Source organism: Hymenobacter glacialis (assembly GCF_001816165.1).
GTDB lineage: Bacteria > Bacteroidota > Bacteroidia > Cytophagales > Hymenobacteraceae > Hymenobacter > Hymenobacter glacialis.
On the sequence record NZ_MDZC01000046.1, the window covers coordinates 228,060 to 248,672 of the forward strand.

The 20,613-nt window shown below is 56.9% G+C and carries 15 protein-coding genes and 1 tRNA gene; 8 read left to right on the forward strand and 8 right to left on the reverse strand.

What is annotated here, in order from left to right; translation table 11 throughout:
* Positions 1–52 precede the first annotated feature (52 nt).
* The gene (gene pdxH, locus BEN48_RS05525; protein ID WP_070733592.1) at positions 53–703 is read right to left on the reverse strand and encodes a pyridoxamine 5'-phosphate oxidase; all 651 of its coding nucleotides are present in this window, start codon (positions 701–703) and stop codon (positions 53–55) included.
* 361 nt (positions 704–1,064) lie between these two features.
* On the opposite strand from pdxH, the gene BEN48_RS05530 reads away from it, so the two are divergent.
* The 8 genes from BEN48_RS05530 (at position 1,065) to BEN48_RS05565 (ending at position 12,749) form a co-directional block, all read left to right on the forward strand.
* On the forward strand, positions 1,065–1,622 hold the full coding sequence (locus tag BEN48_RS05530; RefSeq protein ID WP_070733593.1) for a YqgE/AlgH family protein: 558 nt from the start codon (positions 1,065–1,067) through the stop codon (positions 1,620–1,622).
* Positions 1,623–1,722: 100 nt separating this feature from the next.
* Positions 1,723–4,149 carry a DUF349 domain-containing protein gene (locus BEN48_RS05535; RefSeq protein ID WP_070733594.1) on the forward strand — a complete coding sequence of 809 codons (2,427 nt, stop codon included), beginning with the start codon at positions 1,723–1,725 and terminating at the stop codon, positions 4,147–4,149.
* A gap of 131 nt (positions 4,150–4,280) precedes the next feature.
* Positions 4,281–4,353, forward strand: a tRNA-Thr gene (locus BEN48_RS05540).
* A gap of 286 nt (positions 4,354–4,639) precedes the next feature.
* Complete coding sequence (locus BEN48_RS05545; RefSeq protein WP_070733595.1) at positions 4,640–5,509, forward strand: EamA family transporter; 870 nt, start codon at positions 4,640–4,642, stop codon at positions 5,507–5,509.
* 146 nt (positions 5,510–5,655) lie between these two features.
* On the forward strand, positions 5,656–6,303 hold the full coding sequence (locus tag BEN48_RS05550; RefSeq protein WP_070733596.1) for an HD domain-containing protein: 648 nt from the start codon (positions 5,656–5,658) through the stop codon (positions 6,301–6,303).
* Positions 6,304–6,804: 501 nt separating this feature from the next.
* Positions 6,805–9,405 (forward strand): DNA gyrase subunit A, encoded by a 2,601-nt coding sequence (gyrA, locus tag BEN48_RS05555; protein WP_083320785.1) that lies wholly within the window; start codon positions 6,805–6,807, stop codon positions 9,403–9,405.
* Positions 9,406–9,591: 186 nt separating this feature from the next.
* The gene (locus BEN48_RS05560) at positions 9,592–10,746 is read left to right on the forward strand and encodes a tetratricopeptide repeat protein (RefSeq protein ID WP_070733597.1); all 1,155 of its coding nucleotides are present in this window, start codon (positions 9,592–9,594) and stop codon (positions 10,744–10,746) included.
* Positions 10,747–11,732: 986 nt separating this feature from the next.
* A complete protein-coding gene (locus BEN48_RS05565; protein ID WP_070733598.1) occupies positions 11,733–12,749 on the forward strand; it encodes a hypothetical protein in 1,017 nt (338 codons plus the stop codon).
* Positions 12,750–12,825: 76 nt separating this feature from the next.
* On the opposite strand, the gene hisIE is transcribed toward BEN48_RS05565, so the two are convergent.
* From hisIE to hisG, 7 genes are all read right to left on the reverse strand, one after another.
* Complete coding sequence (hisIE, locus tag BEN48_RS05570) at positions 12,826–13,494, reverse strand: bifunctional phosphoribosyl-AMP cyclohydrolase/phosphoribosyl-ATP diphosphatase HisIE (protein ID WP_070733599.1); 669 nt, start codon at positions 13,492–13,494, stop codon at positions 12,826–12,828.
* Positions 13,495–13,524: 30 nt separating this feature from the next.
* Positions 13,525–14,280, reverse strand: coding sequence for an imidazole glycerol phosphate synthase subunit HisF (gene hisF / locus BEN48_RS05575; protein WP_070733600.1), 756 nt, complete (start codon positions 14,278–14,280; stop codon positions 13,525–13,527).
* A 44-nt stretch (positions 14,281–14,324) separates the two neighbouring features.
* Positions 14,325–15,041 (reverse strand): 1-(5-phosphoribosyl)-5-[(5-phosphoribosylamino)methylideneamino]imidazole-4-carboxamide isomerase, encoded by a 717-nt coding sequence (gene hisA / locus BEN48_RS05580; protein ID WP_070733601.1) that lies wholly within the window; start codon positions 15,039–15,041, stop codon positions 14,325–14,327.
* 32 nt (positions 15,042–15,073) lie between these two features.
* The gene (gene hisH, locus BEN48_RS05585; RefSeq protein ID WP_070733602.1) at positions 15,074–15,661 is read right to left on the reverse strand and encodes an imidazole glycerol phosphate synthase subunit HisH; all 588 of its coding nucleotides are present in this window, start codon (positions 15,659–15,661) and stop codon (positions 15,074–15,076) included.
* A gap of 72 nt (positions 15,662–15,733) precedes the next feature.
* On the reverse strand, positions 15,734–16,834 hold the full coding sequence (hisB, locus tag BEN48_RS05590; RefSeq protein WP_070733603.1) for a bifunctional histidinol-phosphatase/imidazoleglycerol-phosphate dehydratase HisB: 1,101 nt from the start codon (positions 16,832–16,834) through the stop codon (positions 15,734–15,736).
* Between the two features lie 46 nt (positions 16,835–16,880).
* On the reverse strand, positions 16,881–19,292 hold the full coding sequence (gene hisD, locus BEN48_RS20045; protein ID WP_317043678.1) for a histidinol dehydrogenase: 2,412 nt from the start codon (positions 19,290–19,292) through the stop codon (positions 16,881–16,883).
* Between the two features lie 10 nt (positions 19,293–19,302).
* Positions 19,303–20,154: an ATP phosphoribosyltransferase gene (gene hisG / locus BEN48_RS05600; RefSeq protein WP_070733604.1), complete on the reverse strand. Its 852-nt coding sequence runs from the start codon at positions 20,152–20,154 to the stop codon at positions 19,303–19,305.
* Positions 20,155–20,613 lie beyond the last annotated feature (459 nt).

The window sequence follows — 20,613 nt, forward strand, 5'->3', positions numbered from 1 at the left end:
AATGTCGGGAATAAAGCACGGCAGGAGCAGGGGCGAAGCCTCCGCGCTGCCTCTAAGGAGCCAGCCGGGTGCGGCGCCACGCCGTACCGTCCAGGTCGTAGGCTATCCGGTCGTGCAGGCGGCTGGGGCGTCCCTGCCAGAACTCCAGGCGGTGGGGCCGCAATATGTACCCACCCCAGTGCGGGGGACGGGGCAGCGGGTCCTGCGCCCCAAATTCGCTGGCCATGGCCGTTTCACGGGCTTCCAGTTCCTCCCGGCTGCCAATGACCTGGCTTTGAGGGGAGGCCCAGGCGCCCAGCTGGCTGCTGCGGGGGCGGCTTTGGAAGTACTCGGTCGATAGGGACTCCGGTGCCTTTTCTACGTGGCCTTCTATCCGCACTTGTCGTTCCAGTCCGGGCCAGAAGAAATTCATTGCCGCCAGTGGGTGCGCGCCCAGTTCCTGGCCTTTGCGCGAGTCGTAGTTGGTGTAGAACAGAAAAGCAGCTTCATTAGGCAACCCCTTCAGCAGCACCACTCGCGACGAAGGCTGGCCGGTGGCTGATACCGTGCTTAGGGTGAGCGCCGTGGGCTCATCGAGTTGAGCGGCAATGGCTTCATCCATCCACACGCGGAACTGCTGCACGGCGTCAGGCAGCACATCGGCTTCGGATAGGGTGCGCTGCGCGTAGGTTTTGCGCAGGTCGGCTAGGTGCGGGTCGGTCATTATGGGGAGGTCAGGCAGTGCAACAACGTGTGCCAAGCAGGCCGTTAATCGATATTCAGGAAACGGTACATAGCGGCAGTAGCCGTCACTGAGTAGAATCTTTTTGAAAGTCCATTATTCTAATCCAACCAAGGCAATTTCAACCCTTGAAATGGTGAAATTGCTGGTTTTCGGCCGCAAGTTACTACCTTATGTCAGGGCTAATGTGAGGGGCCGTTTTCGGCTTATAGGCGCACAATTCGTATACCAGTAGCCGTACAAAGGTTGAGGAGCTGTCAATTTTGCTATGCTACCTACCCACCAATGTGCCATTGACTGACAACCAGCAACAATTGACTTCATATTTATTCGGTTCACTCTTATGCGGCCAGGTACCCTGCTTATCTCGCGGCCCTTTCTGGGCGACCCCAATTTCGAGCGTAGCGTGGTGCTGCTGTGCCGCGACGAGCCCGAAGACGGCACCTTTGGATTAGTTCTGAACCGGCTGACCTCGCTCACGCTGGGCGATGTTCTGGAACTGCCGCCCGAAACCGGCACCACAGTTACCAGCCTGCCCCTTTACGTGGGAGGCCCCGTGGAGCCCGATACCCTGCATTACCTGCACCGCCGCGCCGACCTCCCCGGTGCTGCCCACCTGGGCCAGGATGTATACTGGGGCGGTGACTTTATCCTACTGCTCGGTCTCATCGGCACCGGCGATGTGGCGGCCGATGAAGTGAGGCTATTTGCGGGCTATTCGGGCTGGGGCGTAGGGCAATTGGCGGGCGAAATGGAAGGTCAGAGTTGGATACGTCACCCCGCAAGCGCTGGGAAAGTGTTTACTTTGGCATCTGATGCCTTTTGGCGGGACATCTTACGCGAGAAAGGCGGCCGGTATAAAGTTCTGGCCAACTACCCCATCGACCCCCGCCTCAATTAGCCCCATCGGCACAGGTGCTGCTATTTTTGTTTGTTATATTCCATTCTTTTTTTGCTCTCTTCTCTGGCCTCCAATTCGAGGCCGGCTTTTACGAATTTTTATGGCTGCTGAAGAAAACCCCACCGCTCCGCTTGCTGGCGGTACCGACCCCTCCGGCGAAGACCGGATGACCATTTTGCAACGTCGGCTCGCCGAGATTGAGGGAGCTGCTGCGCCGGATGCGGGCAGTGAAGCCACACCCGAAGGCCAAGTTGAGCTGCCAGCCCAGGGCACGCCCCCACTGCCCGCCCACCAGCCCACCGGTGCTGGCACTGCCGAGCCCCTGGCTTCTGACGCCCTTTCAACGCCAGACGCGGGCACTCCCGAAGCTGCTGCTGCCGCTGAAACGGCCCTGCATGTTCCTCACTCCGTGTCCGACGAGGCTCATCCGGTGTCCGCTCCGCAGGCCCGCGCCCTGGCCCATTACGGCGACGACTCCAGTACGGCTACCGAGCAGGAGCCAGTGACGCCCAACCCCGAAGCGTTGCCTGCCAACGAGCACAGCACTCCCGCTGACCCGGCCCCGGTGCCTGACCCGGAGTCCTTGAGCACCCCGCATAATGCCACCGTGGAGGAGCAGGCCCCGGAGCTGCCCACTGTGAGCCTGCACGATGCGCAGGACCTGGATGATGCCCCGGAAGCACTGGCCATCCTGACCACTTCAGAAGAAACGCCACTCAATGCCCTGCCCGCCACCGGCGCCGATGAAACCGCCGATGCCGAGCCGGATGCTGGAGAAGCTACCGAGTCCGTTGCCCCCGATTTCACCGCCCTGGATTTGCCCGCTCAGGCTGCTTACCTGGTGGAATTGATTCGCCGCCCCACGGCTCGCCAGAACCGCAAGCAGATTCAGGACCTTACGCGCCAGTACGAGGCCAACGTGGGCCTGGCCCGCAGCGCCGCCCGCCAGAAATTTGCCGAAGGCGGCGAAGGTGCTGAAGCCTTTGCTTTTCAGCAGCCCGAAGGCCAGCAGGAGCTCAACAAGGCCCTGCAGGAATTCCGCGAAAACCGCGCGAAGGATGCCAAAGCCGAAGACGCCAGCCGCGGCGATAACCTCAGCAAAAAGAAGGAGCTACTCGACCAGCTGCGTCTGTTAGTAGAAGGGGCCGAAACCAAGGACAGCTCCGCAAAACTAAAGGCATTGCAGGCCGAATGGAAAGCTACCGGGGCCGTACCGCAGTCCGACAGCCAGGCCATCTGGGATACCTACCACGGCTTGCTCGATATTTATTACAGCAAGCAGGGCCGTTTCCTGGAGATGAAGGACCTGGACCGCCGCCGCAATCTGGAAGCCAAAGAAATTCTCATCAAGCGGGCCGACGCCCTGGCCCAGGTGCCGGGCATCAACAAAGCCCTAGATGAGCTCACCAAGCTGCACGAGGAGTGGAAGCACATTGGACCCGTGCCCAACGACCAGCGCGAGCCGCTCTGGCAGCGCTTCATTGCCGCATCCGACGTGTTGCACCAGCGCCGCAAGGAGTTCGTAGACCAGCGTTCGACCCAGGAAAAGGCCAACCTGCTGGTAAAGCAGGCCTTGCTGGAGCGGGTGTTGCCCTTCGCGGCCTTCGAAACGGACCGCGTGAACCTGTGGCGCTCCAAAACCGACGAGCTACAGGAAATTAAGGCTGAGTGGGAAGCTGCTGGTTTGGTGCCCCGGGCCCAGGCTGATGCGCTCAACAAACAGTATTGGGCCGCTTACAAAGCTTTTTTTAACCGTAAGAACGAGTTTTTCAAGTCCCTGGACAACGAGAAATCGGCCAACGTGAAAGCCAAAGTGGCGCTCATTGAGCAAGCTGAAGAAGCTGCCAACAACCCCGATGCCGACGCGGCCCGTCAGGTCATCATCCGGGTGCAAAAGGAATGGAAAGACGTGGGCCGCGTGCCCGATAAGCTGGCCGATAAGCTGTGGCACCGTTTCCGCGGCGCCTGCGATACCGTATTTGACCGCCCCCGCCACGAGGCCCGCCAGCGCGACGAAAAAGTGCAGCAGTCTTCGGTGGAGCAAACCGCGCACCTTGACAAAATCGGTGAACAGGTTAATGCCCTGACCGCCGAGAACCCCGGTTCGCTGGAAGGCTACCGCGAGATTGTTGCGGGGTGGTCGGCCGAGTTCGACCCCACCGACGACCAACCCGGTGGCAGCACTTCCGACCGCAGCGAGGAGCAGCTTGTGTCCTTCCTGGGCAAATACCTGGACCACGTGCCCGGCCTGAGTTATGCCGACCGCACCGACCTGCTTTTCCAGGTGGAGGTAGGCCGTCTTAAGGCTCGTCCGCAGGCCCAGCAGCAGCTCACGCGCAAGGAGATGGCCCTGCGCAAGGAAATCAACGAGTTGGAAAACGACCACGCTACGCTGCAAACCAACCTGGCTTTCTTCGCCCGCTCTAAGAACGCCAATCAGTTGCGCGAAGAATACCAGGGCCGCATCGCCGAAGGTCAGAAGCGCATCGAAACCCTTAAGAAGCAATTGAAAATTATTCGCAGCTAGCCCTGCGCCAAAATTGCTGTAAGTCAATTCGAAAGAAGCCCACCACTGGATGTGGCGGGCTTCTTTTTTCAGTTGTGCCGCAAATAAGCTGGCAAAACCCCTTCCGTTGCTTACTTTTGTGGCACCTCAACGCCTCCTTAGCTCAGCTGGTAGAGCAACTGACTTGTAATCAGTAGGTCGCTGGTTCGATCCCGGCAGGAGGCTCATGATGTTGTAAAAGCCTTGTAAGTCTTAGGATTTGCAAGGCTTTTTTCATGGCTGAAATTCCAGATTGGGTTGTCATGGTGAAGGCAGCGAAGCACCCTATTTCCACAGAACGACTGGTGCTATCTTGACGGGATACTTCGCCGCCTTCCACTATTAGCGCATTTGCATGCTGATGACAACAGCCCTTTAGCATCGCCAATCGACGTGCGTGCGGAAATTTGCGATGCCACGCAACTTCGTCCCAATACCCTCATATCTTGTAGGGCTGATATTTTGACCATTGATGAAAAGAATTAGCTTGACGGCAATTCCGCCGGTATGGTCGGTGGTATTGGCGGTGCTTAGCGTGCAGGCCGGCGCGGCTATTGCCAAGGGGTTGTTTCCGGCCGTGGGCCCGGCGGGGGCGGCAGGTTTGCGCATTGGCCTGTCGGCTCTTATGCTTATGGTCGTGTTCCGGCCACCGGTTGGCACGCTCACCCGCCGGCAGTGGCAAGCTGTGGTTCCTTATGGCGTGGCGCTGGGTGCCATGAATTTGCTATTCTACCTCGCATTGGCGCGCATTCCGCTCGGGTTAGCCGTAACGCTGGAGTTTATTGGTCCGCTGGTTTTGGCAGTGGCCGGGTCGCGCCGGGTGCTGGATTTTGTGTGGGTGCTGCTGGCGGCCTCCGGCATCATCCTGATTGCCCCCTGGACGCCCCAGGGCGTCGATTTACTTGGGGCGGTTTATGCGCTTTTAGCCGGGGCCAGTTGGGCGGCTTATATCGTATTGGGTGGGCGCGTGGCAACTGTGCTACCGGGCAGCGGGGCGGTAGCCATTGGAATGGTTTTCGCCTCGCTCACGGTGCTGCCATTCACGATGGCAAGCGGCGGACTGCATCACCTTACCGTACCCTTGTTTTTCGGGGGGCTGGCCTTGGCGGTGTTATCCAGCGCATTGCCCTTCACCCTGGAGATGAATGCGCTTGGCCGGCTTTCAGCCCGTACTTTCAGTGTGCTCATGAGCCTGGAGCCGGCGGTGGCGGCCCTGTGCGGGTTGTTGTTTCTGGGCGAGCACCTGGGCTGGGTGGAGTGGCTATCGGTTGTGCTGGTAATGGTGGCCAGTATTGGAGCTACCGTCACAGCCCCCAAGCGCCCGCCACTTATTGAAGTGTAAGGAGCAGTGATACACTCCACACACCGTGGGTAACTTGTTTTTTAGCATGGTACTGGTTGAATATTACTGGAATCTTGCCCGATGCACAGGCTAACTTCAAGCTTCCAACCACCCTTTTTTCTTCATTGTACCCTTAAATTATTCCCTTGGATACCATCACTGCTACCGCCCAGTTTATTGAACAGAAATTTGCCGATGAGGGCAGTGGGCACGATTGGGCCCACATTCGCAGGGTGTGGCTACTGGCCAAACGCCTGGCCCAGGCCGAGCCTACTGCCAACCTGGAAGTGACCGAGCTGGCTGCGCTACTGCACGACATTGCCGACTGGAAGTTTCACGGCGGCGACTACGAAGCCGGCCCCCGGGCAGCTCGGGAGTGGCTGGTCAGCCAGCAAGTATCCGAGGCGGTGATTGCACAGGTGCAAACGGTTATTCGGGAAGTGTCCTTCAAAGGGCTGGGCGTAGAAACGCCGGTATCGTCCATCGAGTCGGCTTTGGTGCAGGACGCCGACCGGCTCGATGCCATCGGGGCCATCGGCATCGCGAGGGCTTTTGCTTACGGCGGACACAAGGGGCGCCCCCTGCACGACCCGGGCATTGCGCCGGTGGCCCACGACAGCTTTGCCAGCTACCAAAAGAACGCGGCTCCCACGCTGAACCACTTCTACGAAAAGCTGCTCCACCTCAAAGACCGGCTGCACACCGATGGAGCCCGGCAGATAGCGGCCCAGCGCCACGAGTTCATGGAAGCCTACGTGGCCCGGTTCCTGGCCGAATGGGACGGGCAGGACTAGCGGCTCGCGGTAAGCTGTCCGGATAGGCGAGGGGCTGCTGCCAACCATTACCTTTGCAGCATGAAGCTTTTCCTCCGCCTGGTGCCGTGTGTGCTGCTATTAGCCGTCAGCAGCTGCCGAACTTGTCCCATTGAAACCTGCCATGTCCGCAAGGTGCATATGCACAGCGGCAACAAGTACCGGGGCCAGCCCATATTTAAAAAGCAAAACCCCGCTATTGGCGAGAAAATCAAAACTTATAACCCCAAGTCGGGTACTCATTCTAACGATAAGAGCAAAACCCTGAAATAAGAATGAGCTGAAGTGGGCGGCCGTTGGGACCACGGTTTAAAACTGAAGTTCCAGCCGTTACCAGCGAGTTAAGATGATGCCTTAAAAAGGCCGTAGCGCTTGCCGTTACGGCCTTTTTGTTGTAACTTCGCACGCATATAAAGAACCACTCACCTGCGGCTTAAAAGACCTGTTTTAAGGGGTTTTCTGAAGCCGCCTATAAACCCCCAAATGGCGGAAGGCGAAAAAATCATTCCGATTAACATCGAAGACGAGATGCGGGGCGCCTACATCGACTATTCGATGTCGGTTATCATCTCCCGGGCCCTGCCCGATGTGCGCGATGGCTTGAAGCCCGTGCACCGGCGCGTGCTCTACGGCATGAGCGAGCTGGGCGTGGGCTACAACAAATCATACAAGAAGTCGGCCCGTATTGTGGGCGAGGTATTGGGTAAGTACCACCCGCACGGCGACACGTCCGTGTACGACACCATGGTGCGCATGGCCCAGGACTGGAGTCTGCGCTACCCCTTGGTGGACGGCCAGGGCAACTTTGGCTCCGTCGACGGCGATTCGCCGGCTGCTATGCGTTACACCGAGGCCCGCCTCAAGCGCATTGCCGACGAAATGCTTAATGACCTGGACAAGGACACGGTGGACTTCCAGGCCAACTTCGACGACTCGCTGGAAGAGCCCAGCGTGATGCCTGCCAAATTCCCGAACCTGCTGGTAAACGGCACGTCGGGTATAGCCGTGGGCATGGCCACCAACATGGCCCCGCACAACCTCACCGAGGTGGTAAACGGTATCATTGCCTACCTCGACAATCCTGATATCACGATTGACGAGTTGATGCAGTACGTGACCGCTCCTGACTTCCCTACGGGTGGCATCATCTACGGGTACGAGGGCGTGAAGCAGGCCTTCCACACCGGCCGCGGCCGGGTGGTGATGCGGGCGAAGGCCACGTTTGAAACCAGCAAAACGGGCAAGGAGCAAATCGTCGTAACCGAAATTCCCTATATGGTGAACAAGGCGTCGATGATTGAAAAGACCGCCGCGCTCATCAACGACAAGAAGATTGAGGGCATTTCGGACATGCGCGACGAGTCGGACCGCGACGGCATGCGCATCGTGTACGACCTCAAGCGCGACGCCATGCCCAGCGTGGTGCTCAACAACCTCTACAAGTACACCCAGCTGCAAAGCTCCTTCGGCGTCAACAATGTGTGCCTGGTTAAGGGCCGGCCCATGACGCTGAACCTGCAGCAGCTGATTCACTACTTCGTGGAGCACCGCGCCGAGGTTATCATCCGCCGGACCAACTACGAGCTGGCCGAGGCCCGCAAGCGGGCCCACATCTTGGAGGGCTTGCTCATTGCGCTCGACCACCTTGATGAAGTAATTGCCCTGATTCGCGGCTCCCGCGACCCCGAGGTGGCCCGCGGTCAGCTCATTTCGCGTTTTGCCCTGAGCGAAGTGCAGGCCCGTGCCATTCTGGACATGCGCCTGCAGCGCCTCACCGGCCTGGAGCGCGACAAGATTGTGGCCGAATACGAGGAGCTCATGCGCCTCATCGACCACCTGAACGCCATACTGGGTTCGGAAGTGTTGCAGCGCGGCATCATCAAAACCGAACTGGAGGACATCCGCGAGCGGTATGGCGATGGCCGCCGCACCGAAATAAATTACGTGGGCGGTGATTTCTCTACCGAGGACATGATTGCCGACGAGGCCATGGTTATTACCATCAGCCGCGAAGGGTACATCAAGCGCACCAACCTGGACGAGTACCGTGCCCAAGGGCGCGGTGGCGCCGGCTCGCGGGGTGCCATCTCCAAGAAGGATGACTTCACTGAGCACTTGTTTGTGGCCACTACGCACGAGTACCTGCTGTTCTTTACGGAGTTGGGTCGCGTGTTCTGGCTCAAAGTGTACGAAGTGCCGGAAGGAGGGAAGGCTACCAAAGGCCTGCCCATTCAGAACCTCATCGAAATCCCACGGGAAGACAAGGTGCGGTCGGTGCTCAACGTGCGTGGCCTCAAAGACCCGGACTACCTGGAGAACACCTTCCTCATGTTCTGCACCGAGCAGGGCACGGTGAAGAAAACTCCGCTGGAAGCGTATTCGCGCCCCCGCACGGCAGGTATCAACGCCATTACCATCAACGAGGGCGACCGGATTCTGGACGTGCAACTGCTGGCTCCGAATTCTGAAGTGGTGCTGGCGCTGCGCTCCGGCCGCGCCGTTCGCTTCAATGAATCCAAGGTGCGCTCTATGGGCCGGGCCGCGGCCGGTGTGCGCGGCATTAGCCTGTCTGACACGCCCGGCGACCGGGTAGTGGGCATGGTGTGCCTGTCTGACCCCTCGCAGGAATTGTTGGTGGTGACGGAAAATGGCTACGGCAAGCGCAGCTCGCTCGACGAGTACCGCGTCACAAACCGTGGTGGTAAGGGCGTGCGCGCCATGAAAATCACCGACAAGACCGGTAACCTGGTTGCCATTAAGGACGTGAATGATACCGATGATTTGATGATTATCAACAAGTCCGGCATCACCATTCGTTTGCGTATGAGTGACTTGCGCACCATTGGCCGTGCTACGCAAGGTGTGCGGTTGATTAAAATCGGGGGTAATGACGAAATTTCTTCGGTAGCAAAAGTTGCAGCCGAGGACAAAGACGAAACCGAAGCGGACGCAGCCTTGGTTCTCGAGGGCGGTTCGGCCGAGTTGGCAGAGGGTGCTATTGGCAGCACTGCCACGGCGGCTATGGACCAGCCCACCGAGGCGCTTGACGAAGGCAACGAGTCCGAGGCTGAAGACTTGGCATAATTACTGAATAGGAGCGGGGCGGTCCATGTGGGCCGCCCCGTTTACTTTTGGGGGGGGCATCGAGTATATAGAAGCGCTCGGGCACCGTAGTTTAGCACACTTTCTTTTCCACCCATTCATTCAGCTTTGGCTTTTTCTGTTGATTATTAAGCACAACGGAGAGGAGCGGAGCATATTTCGAATCATATGAAGAAGACTTTTTTGACGTTTGCAGCAGCCACCTTTTTGGTCGCTGGTTTGCCAGCAGTGGTGTCGGCTCAAAATTCAGCAGTCACTAATGCCATCCTTAACCAGCGTTCGGGTTTGCTCGACAAAGCCCGCGTTGAAATAGACAAGGCCATTGTGAACGAGAAAACCAGTGGCAAAGCCAAAACGTGGTACACGCGCGGCGAGATTTATCAGGGCATGTTGGAAAGCCCCATTTACGGCAAGCAGCTCCAGGGTGGCGAAGGCCTGCAGAAGGCTTACGAGTCATACAATAAAACCATTGAGCTCGATTCTAAAACCGGCGAATTTGGCAAGCAAGCGGTAGCCAAAGTGGAGAGCCTTTACGGCCAGGCATTTAATGATGCCGTGAACAGCTACAACGCCAAGGAATACGATAAAGCCATTGCCAGCTATAAAATGGCGTCGCAGATGAAGCCGCAGGATACAACTGCCGTGTTGTATTCAGCCTACGCTTCGGAGGCTAAACAGGATTTTGCCGGAGCTCGGGCTAGCTATAATCAGCTGCTTGGCATGAACTACAAGTCCGTAGTCCTGTATTCGCGCTTGCTCCAAATGGCAAAGCAGGAGAACGACAATGCTGCCGCTGCCAAAATACTGCAGCAAGCACTTGCCGCTTATCCAAATAACAAGTCATTCATGCTGGAAGACTTGAACGTTTCTCTGGCAAGCGGGAAAGGTGAGGACGCGCTTGGTAAGATTAATAAGTCAATTGCAGCCGACCCTTCAAACTCTAACCTTTATGCGGTTCGTGGTTCGCTCTACGACCAGCAAAAGAAAACCGAGTTGGCGGTGGCTGATTACCGCAAAGCCATTGAGTTGGATGCGAACAACTTTGACGCTCAATTTAACCTGGGTGTGTATAACTACAACCGTGCTGCTGACGCCTACACCAAAGCCAGCAAAATGGATTTGAAGACCTACCGGGTGTCAGGTAAGAAGTTTGAGACGGAAGGCAAGAAATTTTTCGAAGCGTCGGTTCCATACTTCGAAAAGGCGCTCGAGTTGCAGCCAGACGACCGTAATACAATGACCTCGTTGCAGAAAGTATATTTCCGTTTGGGACGCAACGCTGATTCTGACCGTTTGAATGCTAAACTTAAAGCAGGGAAGTAGAGGTTAAATATTGAGTGTTAAAAAGCCCACCCAATTATTTGGGTGGGCTTTTTCGTGGGTAAGTGACACTTAAATCAGCTGCTACTTAACATAATATAAATTATAAGACAGACCGTATTTGTTGTAAGTTTTTAGCCCTGACCCGATTTGTGCTCATTAATATAAATAGTAGCTGTATATGCTAGACTACACGCGTGCAGCAAGTATGATGATTTGAGAACGTTATGCTGAGCGTAGCTATAGCATCTCGATTGCTTTTTTGTGCAAGTTTACTCCTGTGGTAGATATGCTTCAGCAAACGGATATGAATTCTTTCGCAACGGGTCTTATTGCCTGGCTTCTTTTACGCTTTAATTGACCTTGTAATAAGGTTGTAGTTAAAGTTTATACGGGTTGATTCGACCCACATTCTATGGCTTCTCGCTTGCCTACACCTAGCAAGTGTTGTTGTGCAAATTCACAAAGCCTTTAGGTTATGTTCGCTCCTATGTGGTGTTTGCTTTAGGCTTTAGGTTAGTTGTGTGTAATCAATGGTTAGGATTCTGCTATTTAATAGAAGGTAAAACAAATTATCAAATTAAATAGCACAAAAAAGTAATCAAATCGTAACTAGTTTTTGTGCTTTATTATACTGACAACTAAAGATTAAAGTCTATAACCTCTAATCTTTAGGTTGCACCATTGCTCAGATACTTTAGTTTCAAATGAAGCTATAGCTTAAAAGTTTTTCATAAGCATAGTATGCAGTTTGTAATAGGCATTTTTTTTATACCCCCCTAAGTAGTAGCAAAAGCATTTCATAAGCACTCTCCTATTGCCTTATTTCTTTAAAGATTTGCTGCTGGCTAAGCTTACTTACTCACAAGTGCAGTTGTAATAAAGTATAAGATAGTATAAAATCTTATTTAAAGTTATACTTTTTTATACTTTATAACTTCCTTGTTTTTACTCCGTTTAAACCCCTTGTAACTATACCTTTGAGTAACATGCCTAAATTGATAGACTACCCGAGAACTACCTATGCGGGAGCTTGGGAACTAGCCGAAATAACAGACGATACCGGAGGGAAGTGTGCGATTGAAACTGCCGCCCGCAAATTGAATCGCAAGGTCAGTGGGTCTTTTAAAGCTATAATTGGCTCAGCAGTTAAGTTTGGGCTGTTGACCAGCAAACGGGACCTTCTCACAACAACCACCCTCTTTAAGCGAATCAAACACGCTTATGATAAACAAGAGGAACTGCTGTTTCATAGAGAAGCGTTTCTCACACCTCCCCTTTTCACCCAACTTTGCCGTAAGTTTCGCGGTCGCGAACTGCCCGTTCAAATGCTGGACGTCATGCTGATTCGGGAATTCGCAGTAGAGGAAATTAACGCCCAAGGGGTGGCCAAGGCGTTTGTGGAGGGCTGCCGAATGGTGGGCCTACTGGACGAACACAACATCGTTGCCGACATCGACGCACAAGCTAACCGGCCTGGTCCGCGCCGCGAACTGGCAAGCCCGCCACCGAGCACCAATTCCTTTCGACCAGCCCCTGAAACTGCTTCTGACCAACCGGAACAGCGCCTGGTGTCCAGCAACCAACACGAGGATTCTTTTGCATCAATTGAGTCCAGTACATCCCCAGCCCCTGAGACTTATGCAGCGGGTAGAACCACTACCAAGCAGACATCTCATGACCAGTTCCGCCCAGATGCAATAGCAAGCTTATTTGGACTGCTACGCCCGGATAGTGATGAAAGAACCTCGGCTCAAATACCCCGGGAAGAAGAATACGAAGCGCCCAGTATGCCCCACACGCCAAACCTCCATGCATCTGGCCCTAGTGCCCATCAGCCCGTGCAGGCACCGAACATAGATGTACCCCAAACATCCACCACGACATACCAAATCCAGGTGAGCGGCCCCGGGGTTAACACACTACTTTCGATTACTGACGAAGACGACATTGCAATTGCAATAGCTCTTCTACAAAAGATTAAACGCCAGTTGAATTCTCTTTGACTTTAATTGCGTAACAAAGCAAAGGCCCTTCTAACCTATATAGAAGGGCCTTTGCTTTGTTCAACTACCACTGATTTTAGCCTTCGGTTAAATGCCGGGTGTTGGGCAGTCGGTGACGCTCTTGCAGCACCGCTATTACTTCCTGTAGCGGCACGCCAGCAGCTACGAGCAAAACCAACAAGTGGTAGAGCAGGTCAGCAACTTCGCCAGGCAAGCTGGCGCGGTTTCCGCCCACGGCATCAATAACCGTTTCCACGGCCTCCTCTCCTACTTTCTGGGCGATTTTGGGCATGCCTTTCTTAAAAAGCGAAACCGTGTAAGACGTGGGCGCACGCTCCGGAAACTGGTGCCGCTCCACAACGAGCCGCTCCAACTCGGCTAAAAAGCCGACGGGCGCAGCCGGCACGGCAGACTGGCCCACTTGTTCGAAGCAGCTGGTGGTGCCGCGGTGGCAGGTGGGGCCCGCCGGCACAGCCCGCACCAAAATGGTATCGGCATCACAATCGACATGCAGGCTAATAACCGTCAAGTAATTACCGCTGCTCTCCCCTTTCACCCATAAGCGGTTTTTGGAACGCGAAAAAAACGTCACTTTACCATCCGTCTGGGTGCGCTCCCACGCCTCGGCATTCATATAGCCGAGCATAAGCACCTGCCCGGTGTCTGCATCCTGAATGATGGCGGGCAATAGGCCGGTAGTTGCATCAAAGCGCAACGATGACGGAGTTAAGGTATCAGAAGTCATGGGGAACGTTGGTCAGGTAATGCGCCTTTTTTATAACCGAATGGCAATGCCCTCGGCGTGCAAATACTGCTTCAAGGCGGGCAACGCCGTTTCATTGAAGTGAAAAATACTAGCTGCCAGGGCCGCGTCTGCGCCTCCTGCCTTGAATACGGCCGTAAAATCAGATGGCTGACCGGCGCCTCCCGACGCAATAACCGGTACGGGCACCGCCTCGCTCACGGCGCGCGTGAGTTCCAGGGCAAAACCGGCTTTGGTACCATCGTGGCTCATGGAAGTAAGCAGCAGCTCGCCAGCTCCCAGGTCAGCGGCTTCCCGGCACCAGTCCACCGCTTGGCGTCCGGTAGCCACGGTACCCGCCCGGGTCATCACCTGCCATTCCTGTTCAACCAAGCGGGCATCAACAGCCACCACCACGCACTGCGAGCCAAAGCGGCGCGCTAGTTCCGAGATGAGACCCGGGCGCGCCAAAGCTGCTGAGTTGATGGATACCTTGTCGGCACCGCTCATTAGCAGGGCCTCCACGTCGGCAACCGTGCTGATGCCACCACCGACAGTAAAGGGAATGTCCAATACCCTGGCCACATCACGCACCAGGTGCGTGAGGGGCTGCCGGCGCTGGTTGGTGGCCGTAATGTCCAGAAACACCAACTCATCGGCTCCTTCCTGGGCATAGCGGGCCGCCAGGGAGATGGGGTCCCCGGCATCGCGCAGGCCCTCGAACTGAATGCCTTTTACGGTTCGGCCATCACGCACGTCAAGGCAGGGAATAAGTCGCTTTTTAACCACGGTGAATAGTATTAAAGTGATTGATGGTGCCGAAGAGGCAGATTCTATAAAAAGGGCTTTAGGTCAGGCAGCTTGATGGTGCCTTCGTACAAAGCCTTGCCGATAATAGCTCCGTGCATGCCCGCAGCAGCAAGAGCCTCCACGTCGGCAATGGTGGTAACGCCGCCACTGGCCACGAACCGGGCCGCAGGAAACTGCTTAATCAGCGACTGATAAATTTCCAGGGAAGGGCCCTGCAGAAGCCCATCCTTGCTGACGTCGGTGCAGATGAACGTACTGGCCCCAGCGTCCAGATAGGTCGCGATAAAGTCCACTAAAGTCAGGGCACTCTTGTCGGCCCACGCATTAATCATGATGTGCTCGCCCTTGAAATCGGCGCCGATAAAGATGGTATCGGCGCCGTACTGGGCCAGCCAGGCGTCCACGGTGGGTTTTTCGCGCACGGCCAGGCTACCAGCCGTAACGTGCTGGGCACCCGCATCGAGAACCTGCGTTAGGGAGGCGTGCGTCTGGATGCCGCCGCCGGCGTCAATGTCCAGGGTTGTCGCATTGGCAATAGCCTCCAGAACCCCCAGATTGACCGGATGCCCGGCCCGGGCTCCGTCCAGGTCCACAAGGTGCAGGCGCCGCATGCCCGCATCAGCAAAGCGTTGGGCCACAGCCACCGGGTCGGAATCGTAGGTGGTTTGCCGCGCAAAGTCGCCGGCACTGAGCCGCACGCATTGGCCATTGACCAGGTCGATAGCAGGGATAATTTCCAAAACAGTCGCAGAAATAATGAAACGAGATAAACTTACAGGCTCAGAAAATTGGCAAGGATGCGCGTGCCTACCGCGCCGCTTTTCTCGGTGTGGAACTGCACGCCATGGAAGTTGCCGTGCTGCACCGCTGCACTAAACGGGGCCGGATGGCTTGCCTGAGCGGTGGTGTAATTCCCCACTGGCGCATAGTAGCTGTGCACAAAGTACACGTGGTCGGCATCTGTCAGGCCCGCAAACAATGGCCCTTGCAGGTCCTGCAAGTTGTTCCAACCCATATGCGGGACCTTGTGCGTGGTATTGGGTACGAACCGCTTCACGTTGAAGGGCAATAGTCCCAGCAAGGGCGTATCATTCTCTTCGCTGTGCTGGCCCAGTAGCTGCATGCCCAAGCAAATACCCAGAAAGGGTTGAGTGAGGGTAGGCAGAACTTTGTGCAGGCCCGCTGCCCGCAACGCCTCCATGGCCGACGCAGCTTCGCCCTCACCGGGAAAGAGGACCTTATCGGCTTTACGCAGGATTTCCGGGTCGGCAGTAAGAGTCGCCTGAGCGCCCAAACGCTCCAACGCAAACAATACCGATTGGACGTTGCCACCTTTATAGTCAACTACCGCAATTTCCATGAGAACAGATTTTATTCATTTGGATATACATACCACACATAGACTATAATCCATTTGTGAAATGATGAAGCTCTACAAAATTCCCTTAGTGCTGGGAATACCCGCCGACTCATCGCGCTGGAGAGCCATCTTTATGGCCTTGGCAACGGCTTTGAATATGGCTTCTATCTTATGATGCTCGTTGTCGCCAGTACAGGAGATATTGAGAGTAGCCCGGGAGTTGTCGGTAAAGGACTTAAAGAAGTGGAAGAACAGCTCAGTGGGCAAATCACCAACCCGCTCCCGCTTGAACTGCGCATCCCAAACCAGCCACGGGCGGCCGGCAAAATCAATAGCAGCCTGAGCCAGGGCTTCGTCCATGGGCAACAGGAAACCGTAGCGGGCCAGGCCGCGCTTGTCGCCCAAGGCCTGGGAGAAAGCCGTACCCAAGGCCAAAGCGGTGTCCTCTACCGTATGGTGCTCGTCAATATGCAAATCGCCATTTACACGAATGTGTAAATCAACACCGCTGTGCCGTCCCAACTGCTCCAGCATGTGGTCGAAGAAACCCAGCCCGGTATGAATATCCGTTTTGCCGGAACCATCCAGGTTGAGGTTAATGGTAATCTGCGTTTCGTTGGTATTACGCTCTATAACCGCAATTCGTGCCGGGTAGCGCAGGTGCTGGTAGATGGCGTCCCAACTGCTGGTGGTGAGGGCGGCGCGGGCGTCGGGCTCCTCTCCTATCAGGATAGCGCGGCTACCCAGATTAACGGCCAACTCTACATCGGTCAATCGGTCGCCAATCACATAGGAGTTAGCGAGGTCGTATTCATTGGCCGGGTCCAGGTAGTGTCCCAGCAAGCCGGTGCGGGGCTTGCGAGTTTCCAGGTTCTCGTGCGGAAAGCTGCGGTCAATCAATTCGGTGGCAAAGTGTACGCCTTCGCCGGCCAGAATTTCCTGCATCAGCCGGTGCGGCGGCCAGAACGTGTCTTCCGGGAAACTGGCGGTGCCCAAGCCGTCCTGGTTGGTCACGAGCACCAGCTCGTACTCGGGCAGGTCGCGGGCAATACGGGCCAACGCACTAATGCAGCCGGGCAGAAACGCGAACTTTTCCAGGCTGTCTACCTGCTGGCTGGGCTGCGGCTCCAAGAGAATGGTGCCGTCGCGGTCAATAAAGAGGGCCTTTTTCAAAACGTGTGTTAATCTAGAATGCGAATGGGTAATAGCGCTGGTGCGCTTACTGGGCAGTGGCTTTCGAGGCGGGCCATGCTGCTCCTATCTCCTGCAGCGCCGCCAGTAACTGAGCGTTTTCGGCATTGGTGCCCACTGTCAGCCGCAAGCACCCGGCGCAGCCGGGCTGGCTGGTGCGGTTTCTAACCACGATGCCACGAGCCTGCAGCTGGTCGTATACCGCCGTGGCATTTACGCTAAAGCGCACCAGAAGAAAGTTGGCATCCGAAGGAAATACGTGCTCCACGATGGTCAGCGCGGGCAAGGCGTTATTCAGCAGCTCACGGCCCTGTAGCAGCTCGGCTTGCATTTCCGTCAATTGGGTGGCTGCGTCGATAGCGGCCAGCGCGTGCTGTTGCGTGGCAGCGGAGATGTTATACGGAGGCTTTATTTTGTTGAAGTAGGTGATGACGGCCGGAGCGGCGTACGCCACGCCCAGCCGCAGGCCGGCCAGTCCCCAGGCCTTCGAGAAGGTCTGGAGCACCACCAGGCGCGGAAACTCCGCCAGGCGCGTAATCCAGCTCGGGACATCAGCAAAGTCGGCATACGCTTCATCAACCACCACAAACCCCTGAAACGAGTTCAGGATGGTTTCCAGAGCGTCTTGAGCAAGTAGGTTGCCAGTTGGGTTATTGGGCGAGCACAGAAACACTATTTTGGCTTTGGATGCTGCCAGTACGTTGGCCGCATTGGCCGGCAGCTGGAAGTCGGACGTGAGCAGGAGCCGCTCCACGCGCACATCGTTCAGGTTTGCGGCTACCTCGTACATGCCGTAGGTAGGCGGGCACACCACAATGCTGTCCTGGCCGGGTGTGCACGCCAGCCGAACAAGCAAATCGATGGCTTCATCGGAGCCATTGCCGAGAAAAATATTCTCCGGCCGCACGCCTTTCAGACGGGCCAGCTCCCCTTTGATGGCGCGTTGGTGCGGGTCGGGGTAGCGGCTGAAATCATCGGGACCCACCGAGCCCAGGCTGTTCTCATTGGCATCAAGCATCACGGCCGCCATTCCTTCAAACTCATCCCGAGCCGAGGAATAAGCCTGCATGCGCTCCACACTGGCCCGAATCAGGCCAGCGTAAGGATTCACAGTTGCAACCACCTCTGCACGCGGCGCGGCGGAACCAGCTACTCCCAATGATGCCAGGCGCACACTGACGGCGCGGGCGTGGGCCGACAATCCTTCGGCCTCGGCCATGGTTTCCACCACAGGGCCCAGGGTGCGCAGGCCGGCCTCCGTGAGCCGCTGAAAGGTGATTTTCTTAACGAAAGAATCAAGCGAGACACCGCTGTACTGGCGGGCGTACCCGCCCGTTGGCAGGGTGTGGTTGGTGCCGGAGGCGTAGTCGCCCACTGCCTCAGGTGTGAGGTGCCCTAAGAACACGGACCCCGCGTTGGTCACCTGGGCTGCCAGTTCTTCGGCTTGGTCAGTGGCCAGAATCAGGTGCTCAGGGGCATAAAGGTTGGAGAAACGCAGCATGGCCTGGGCGTCTTCCAGCAGCAGCGCGCGGCTATTAGCCAGCGCCGTGGCGGCCAGGTCCCGCCGGGGCAGCGTGGCCAGCTGGCGTTCCAGCTCCGCCTGCACCCCCTCAATGATACCGGCAGAGTCGCTGAGCAGAACCACCTGTGAATCCGGTCCGTGCTCGGCCTGCGACAGCAAATCAGCCGCCACGAAAGCGGGCGTAGCCGAGGCATCTGCCACCACGAGCACTTCCGAGGGACCGGCCGGCATGTCGATGGCCACGCCGTATTCGGCGGCAGCATGCTGCTTGGCCGCCGTTACGTAGCGGTTGCCCGGCCCAAATATCTTATCAACGGCTGGCACAGAATCGGTACCAAGGGCCAGTGCCGCCACGGCCTGCGCCCCGCCGGCTTTTACCACGGTATCAATACCAAGCAGCTGGGCCACAAACAGGATAATCGGGCTCACCGAGCCATCGGCCTGGGGCGGGGTGCACACCACTACTTCGGGGCAGCCGGCCAACCGGGCTGGCACTCCCAGCATAAGCAGAGTGCTGAACAAGGGAGCCGAGCCGCCCGGCACATACAGGCCCACGCGCTGCACCGGCACCGACCGGCGCGAGCACGCCACGCCAGGCAGGGTTTCCACGCGCAGCTCGGGGTCGCGCTGGGCAGCGTGAAAAGCTTCAATGTTGGCTTTGGCCTGCATAATGGCCGTTTGCAGCTCGGCGGGTACTTGGGCGGCAGCGGCGGCAAACTCCGCATTTGAAACCCGCAACTCCCCCACAGTGGCTTTATCAAGCTCCAGGGCCAGGGCGCGCAGGGCATCATCGCCCTGCTCCTGCACCTGGGTGAAAATGCTGCGCACCCGAGCCGCTACCTGCGGGGCCTCGGCGGCGGCGGGGCGCTGCAGCAAGCCAGGCCAGGTGCTGGGGTCGGGATAGGAATAGACTTGCATGGCGAAACGGCTAGGCAATCATTTTTTCAATGGGCAACACCAGAATGCCCTCGGCACCCACGGCCTTTAGCTGGCTGGTGATGTGCCAGAAATCGTCTTCCTGCACCACCGACTGCACTGACACCCAACCAGCCTCGGCCAGCGGCGTAACGGTGGGCGACTTGATGCCGGGCAGCAGGCGACGTACTTCCTCCAGGGCCGAAATGGGCGCATTGAGAACGATGTACTTGCTGCGCTTGGCCCGGCGCACGGCCTGCATGCGGAACCGCAGCTGCTCGAGCAGGTCTTTTTGCTCGGCCGTGAGATTGGGCTGGGCGATGAGCACGGCCTCGGAACGAAACACGGTTTCTACCTCGCGCAGGCCATTGCCGAGCAGCGTGGAACCGCTGCTGACAATGTCGCAGATGGCTTCGGCCAGCCCGATGCTGGGCGCAATTTCAACCGACCCGCTAATGGTGTGCAGGTGCGCCTGCACGCCGTTTTCGGCCAGGTAACGGCCCAGGATGTTGGGGTACGAGGTGGCGATGTTTTTGCCCTGTAAGGCATCGATGGAGGCGTAAGCATCGGCGCGGGGCACGGCCAGGCTCAGGCGGCACTTGCTGAAGCCCAACGCTTCAACCTCCAAGCCGGGAAAACCGGCTTCGACCAGCACGTTCTGGCCCACTATGCCCAGGTCGGCCACGCCATCCTGCACATAGCCCGGGATGTCGTCGTCGCGCAGAAACAGGATTTCGAGGGGGAAATTGGTGGCTTCCGTTTTGAGCTTGTAAGAGCTGCTGATGAAGTTGATGCCGCACTCGCGAATGAGGGCAAGGGAGTCCTCGCTGAGGCGACCGGACTTTTGAATGGCTAAACGTAGCATGAATGGTAGTTGTGGCGGGCCGTACCCGGCTGGAGCCGAGAATAGCGCTGGAAGCGGTGCAAAACCGACTTACAAACCCACCCGAAAAAATAAGTTGGCTGATGCCCGGCGCGTACCGCTCCGGAGGCGGAGGTGGAGACACGGGCGGCTGGTGCTAGCTTAGCACCCGGCACACAACCCGGCCTCCCACAGATGGTGGTGGCGATGGTGGGCACCCGCAGCTACGACATGGCCTGCAACCGCACGGAACGCCGGTGCGGCACTTGCATAAAAGCAAAACAGGGGAGCTGAAGGAGACATCTGATGGCAAAGGTAGGCCAGAAAATGGAACCAACGAGCATAGTCGGCACTAATCCATTTCGCAACTTCATACCCGCAGAGGGCAACGAATGTTTGCGCTGCGTGAAAAAATAGTTTTCAACAGATTCAGCAACTAACAGTGAAATTGGCAGAATCACA

Excerpts from the sequence above, each read along its gene's own strand:
- pdxH (WP_070733592.1), bottom strand. The coding sequence starts at position 703 with ATGACCGACCCGCACCTAGCCGACCTGCGCAAAACCTACGCGCAGCGC.
- BEN48_RS05530 (WP_070733593.1), top strand. The coding sequence starts at position 1,065 with ATGCGGCCAGGTACCCTGCTTATCTCGCGGCCCTTTCTGGGCGACCCC.
- BEN48_RS05535 (WP_070733594.1), top strand. The coding sequence starts at position 1,723 with ATGGCTGCTGAAGAAAACCCCACCGCTCCGCTTGCTGGCGGTACCGAC.
- BEN48_RS05545 (WP_070733595.1), top strand. The coding sequence starts at position 4,640 with ATGAAAAGAATTAGCTTGACGGCAATTCCGCCGGTATGGTCGGTGGTA.
- gyrA (WP_083320785.1), top strand. The coding sequence starts at position 6,805 with ATGGCGGAAGGCGAAAAAATCATTCCGATTAACATCGAAGACGAGATG.
- BEN48_RS05560 (WP_070733597.1), top strand. The coding sequence starts at position 9,592 with ATGAAGAAGACTTTTTTGACGTTTGCAGCAGCCACCTTTTTGGTCGCT.
- BEN48_RS05565 (WP_070733598.1), top strand. The coding sequence starts at position 11,733 with ATGCCTAAATTGATAGACTACCCGAGAACTACCTATGCGGGAGCTTGG.
- hisIE (WP_070733599.1), bottom strand. The coding sequence starts at position 13,494 with ATGACTTCTGATACCTTAACTCCGTCATCGTTGCGCTTTGATGCAACT.
- hisH (WP_070733602.1), bottom strand. The coding sequence starts at position 15,661 with ATGGAAATTGCGGTAGTTGACTATAAAGGTGGCAACGTCCAATCGGTA.
- hisD (WP_317043678.1), bottom strand. The coding sequence starts at position 19,292 with ATGCAAGTCTATTCCTATCCCGACCCCAGCACCTGGCCTGGCTTGCTG.
- hisG (WP_070733604.1), bottom strand. The coding sequence starts at position 20,154 with ATGCTACGTTTAGCCATTCAAAAGTCCGGTCGCCTCAGCGAGGACTCC.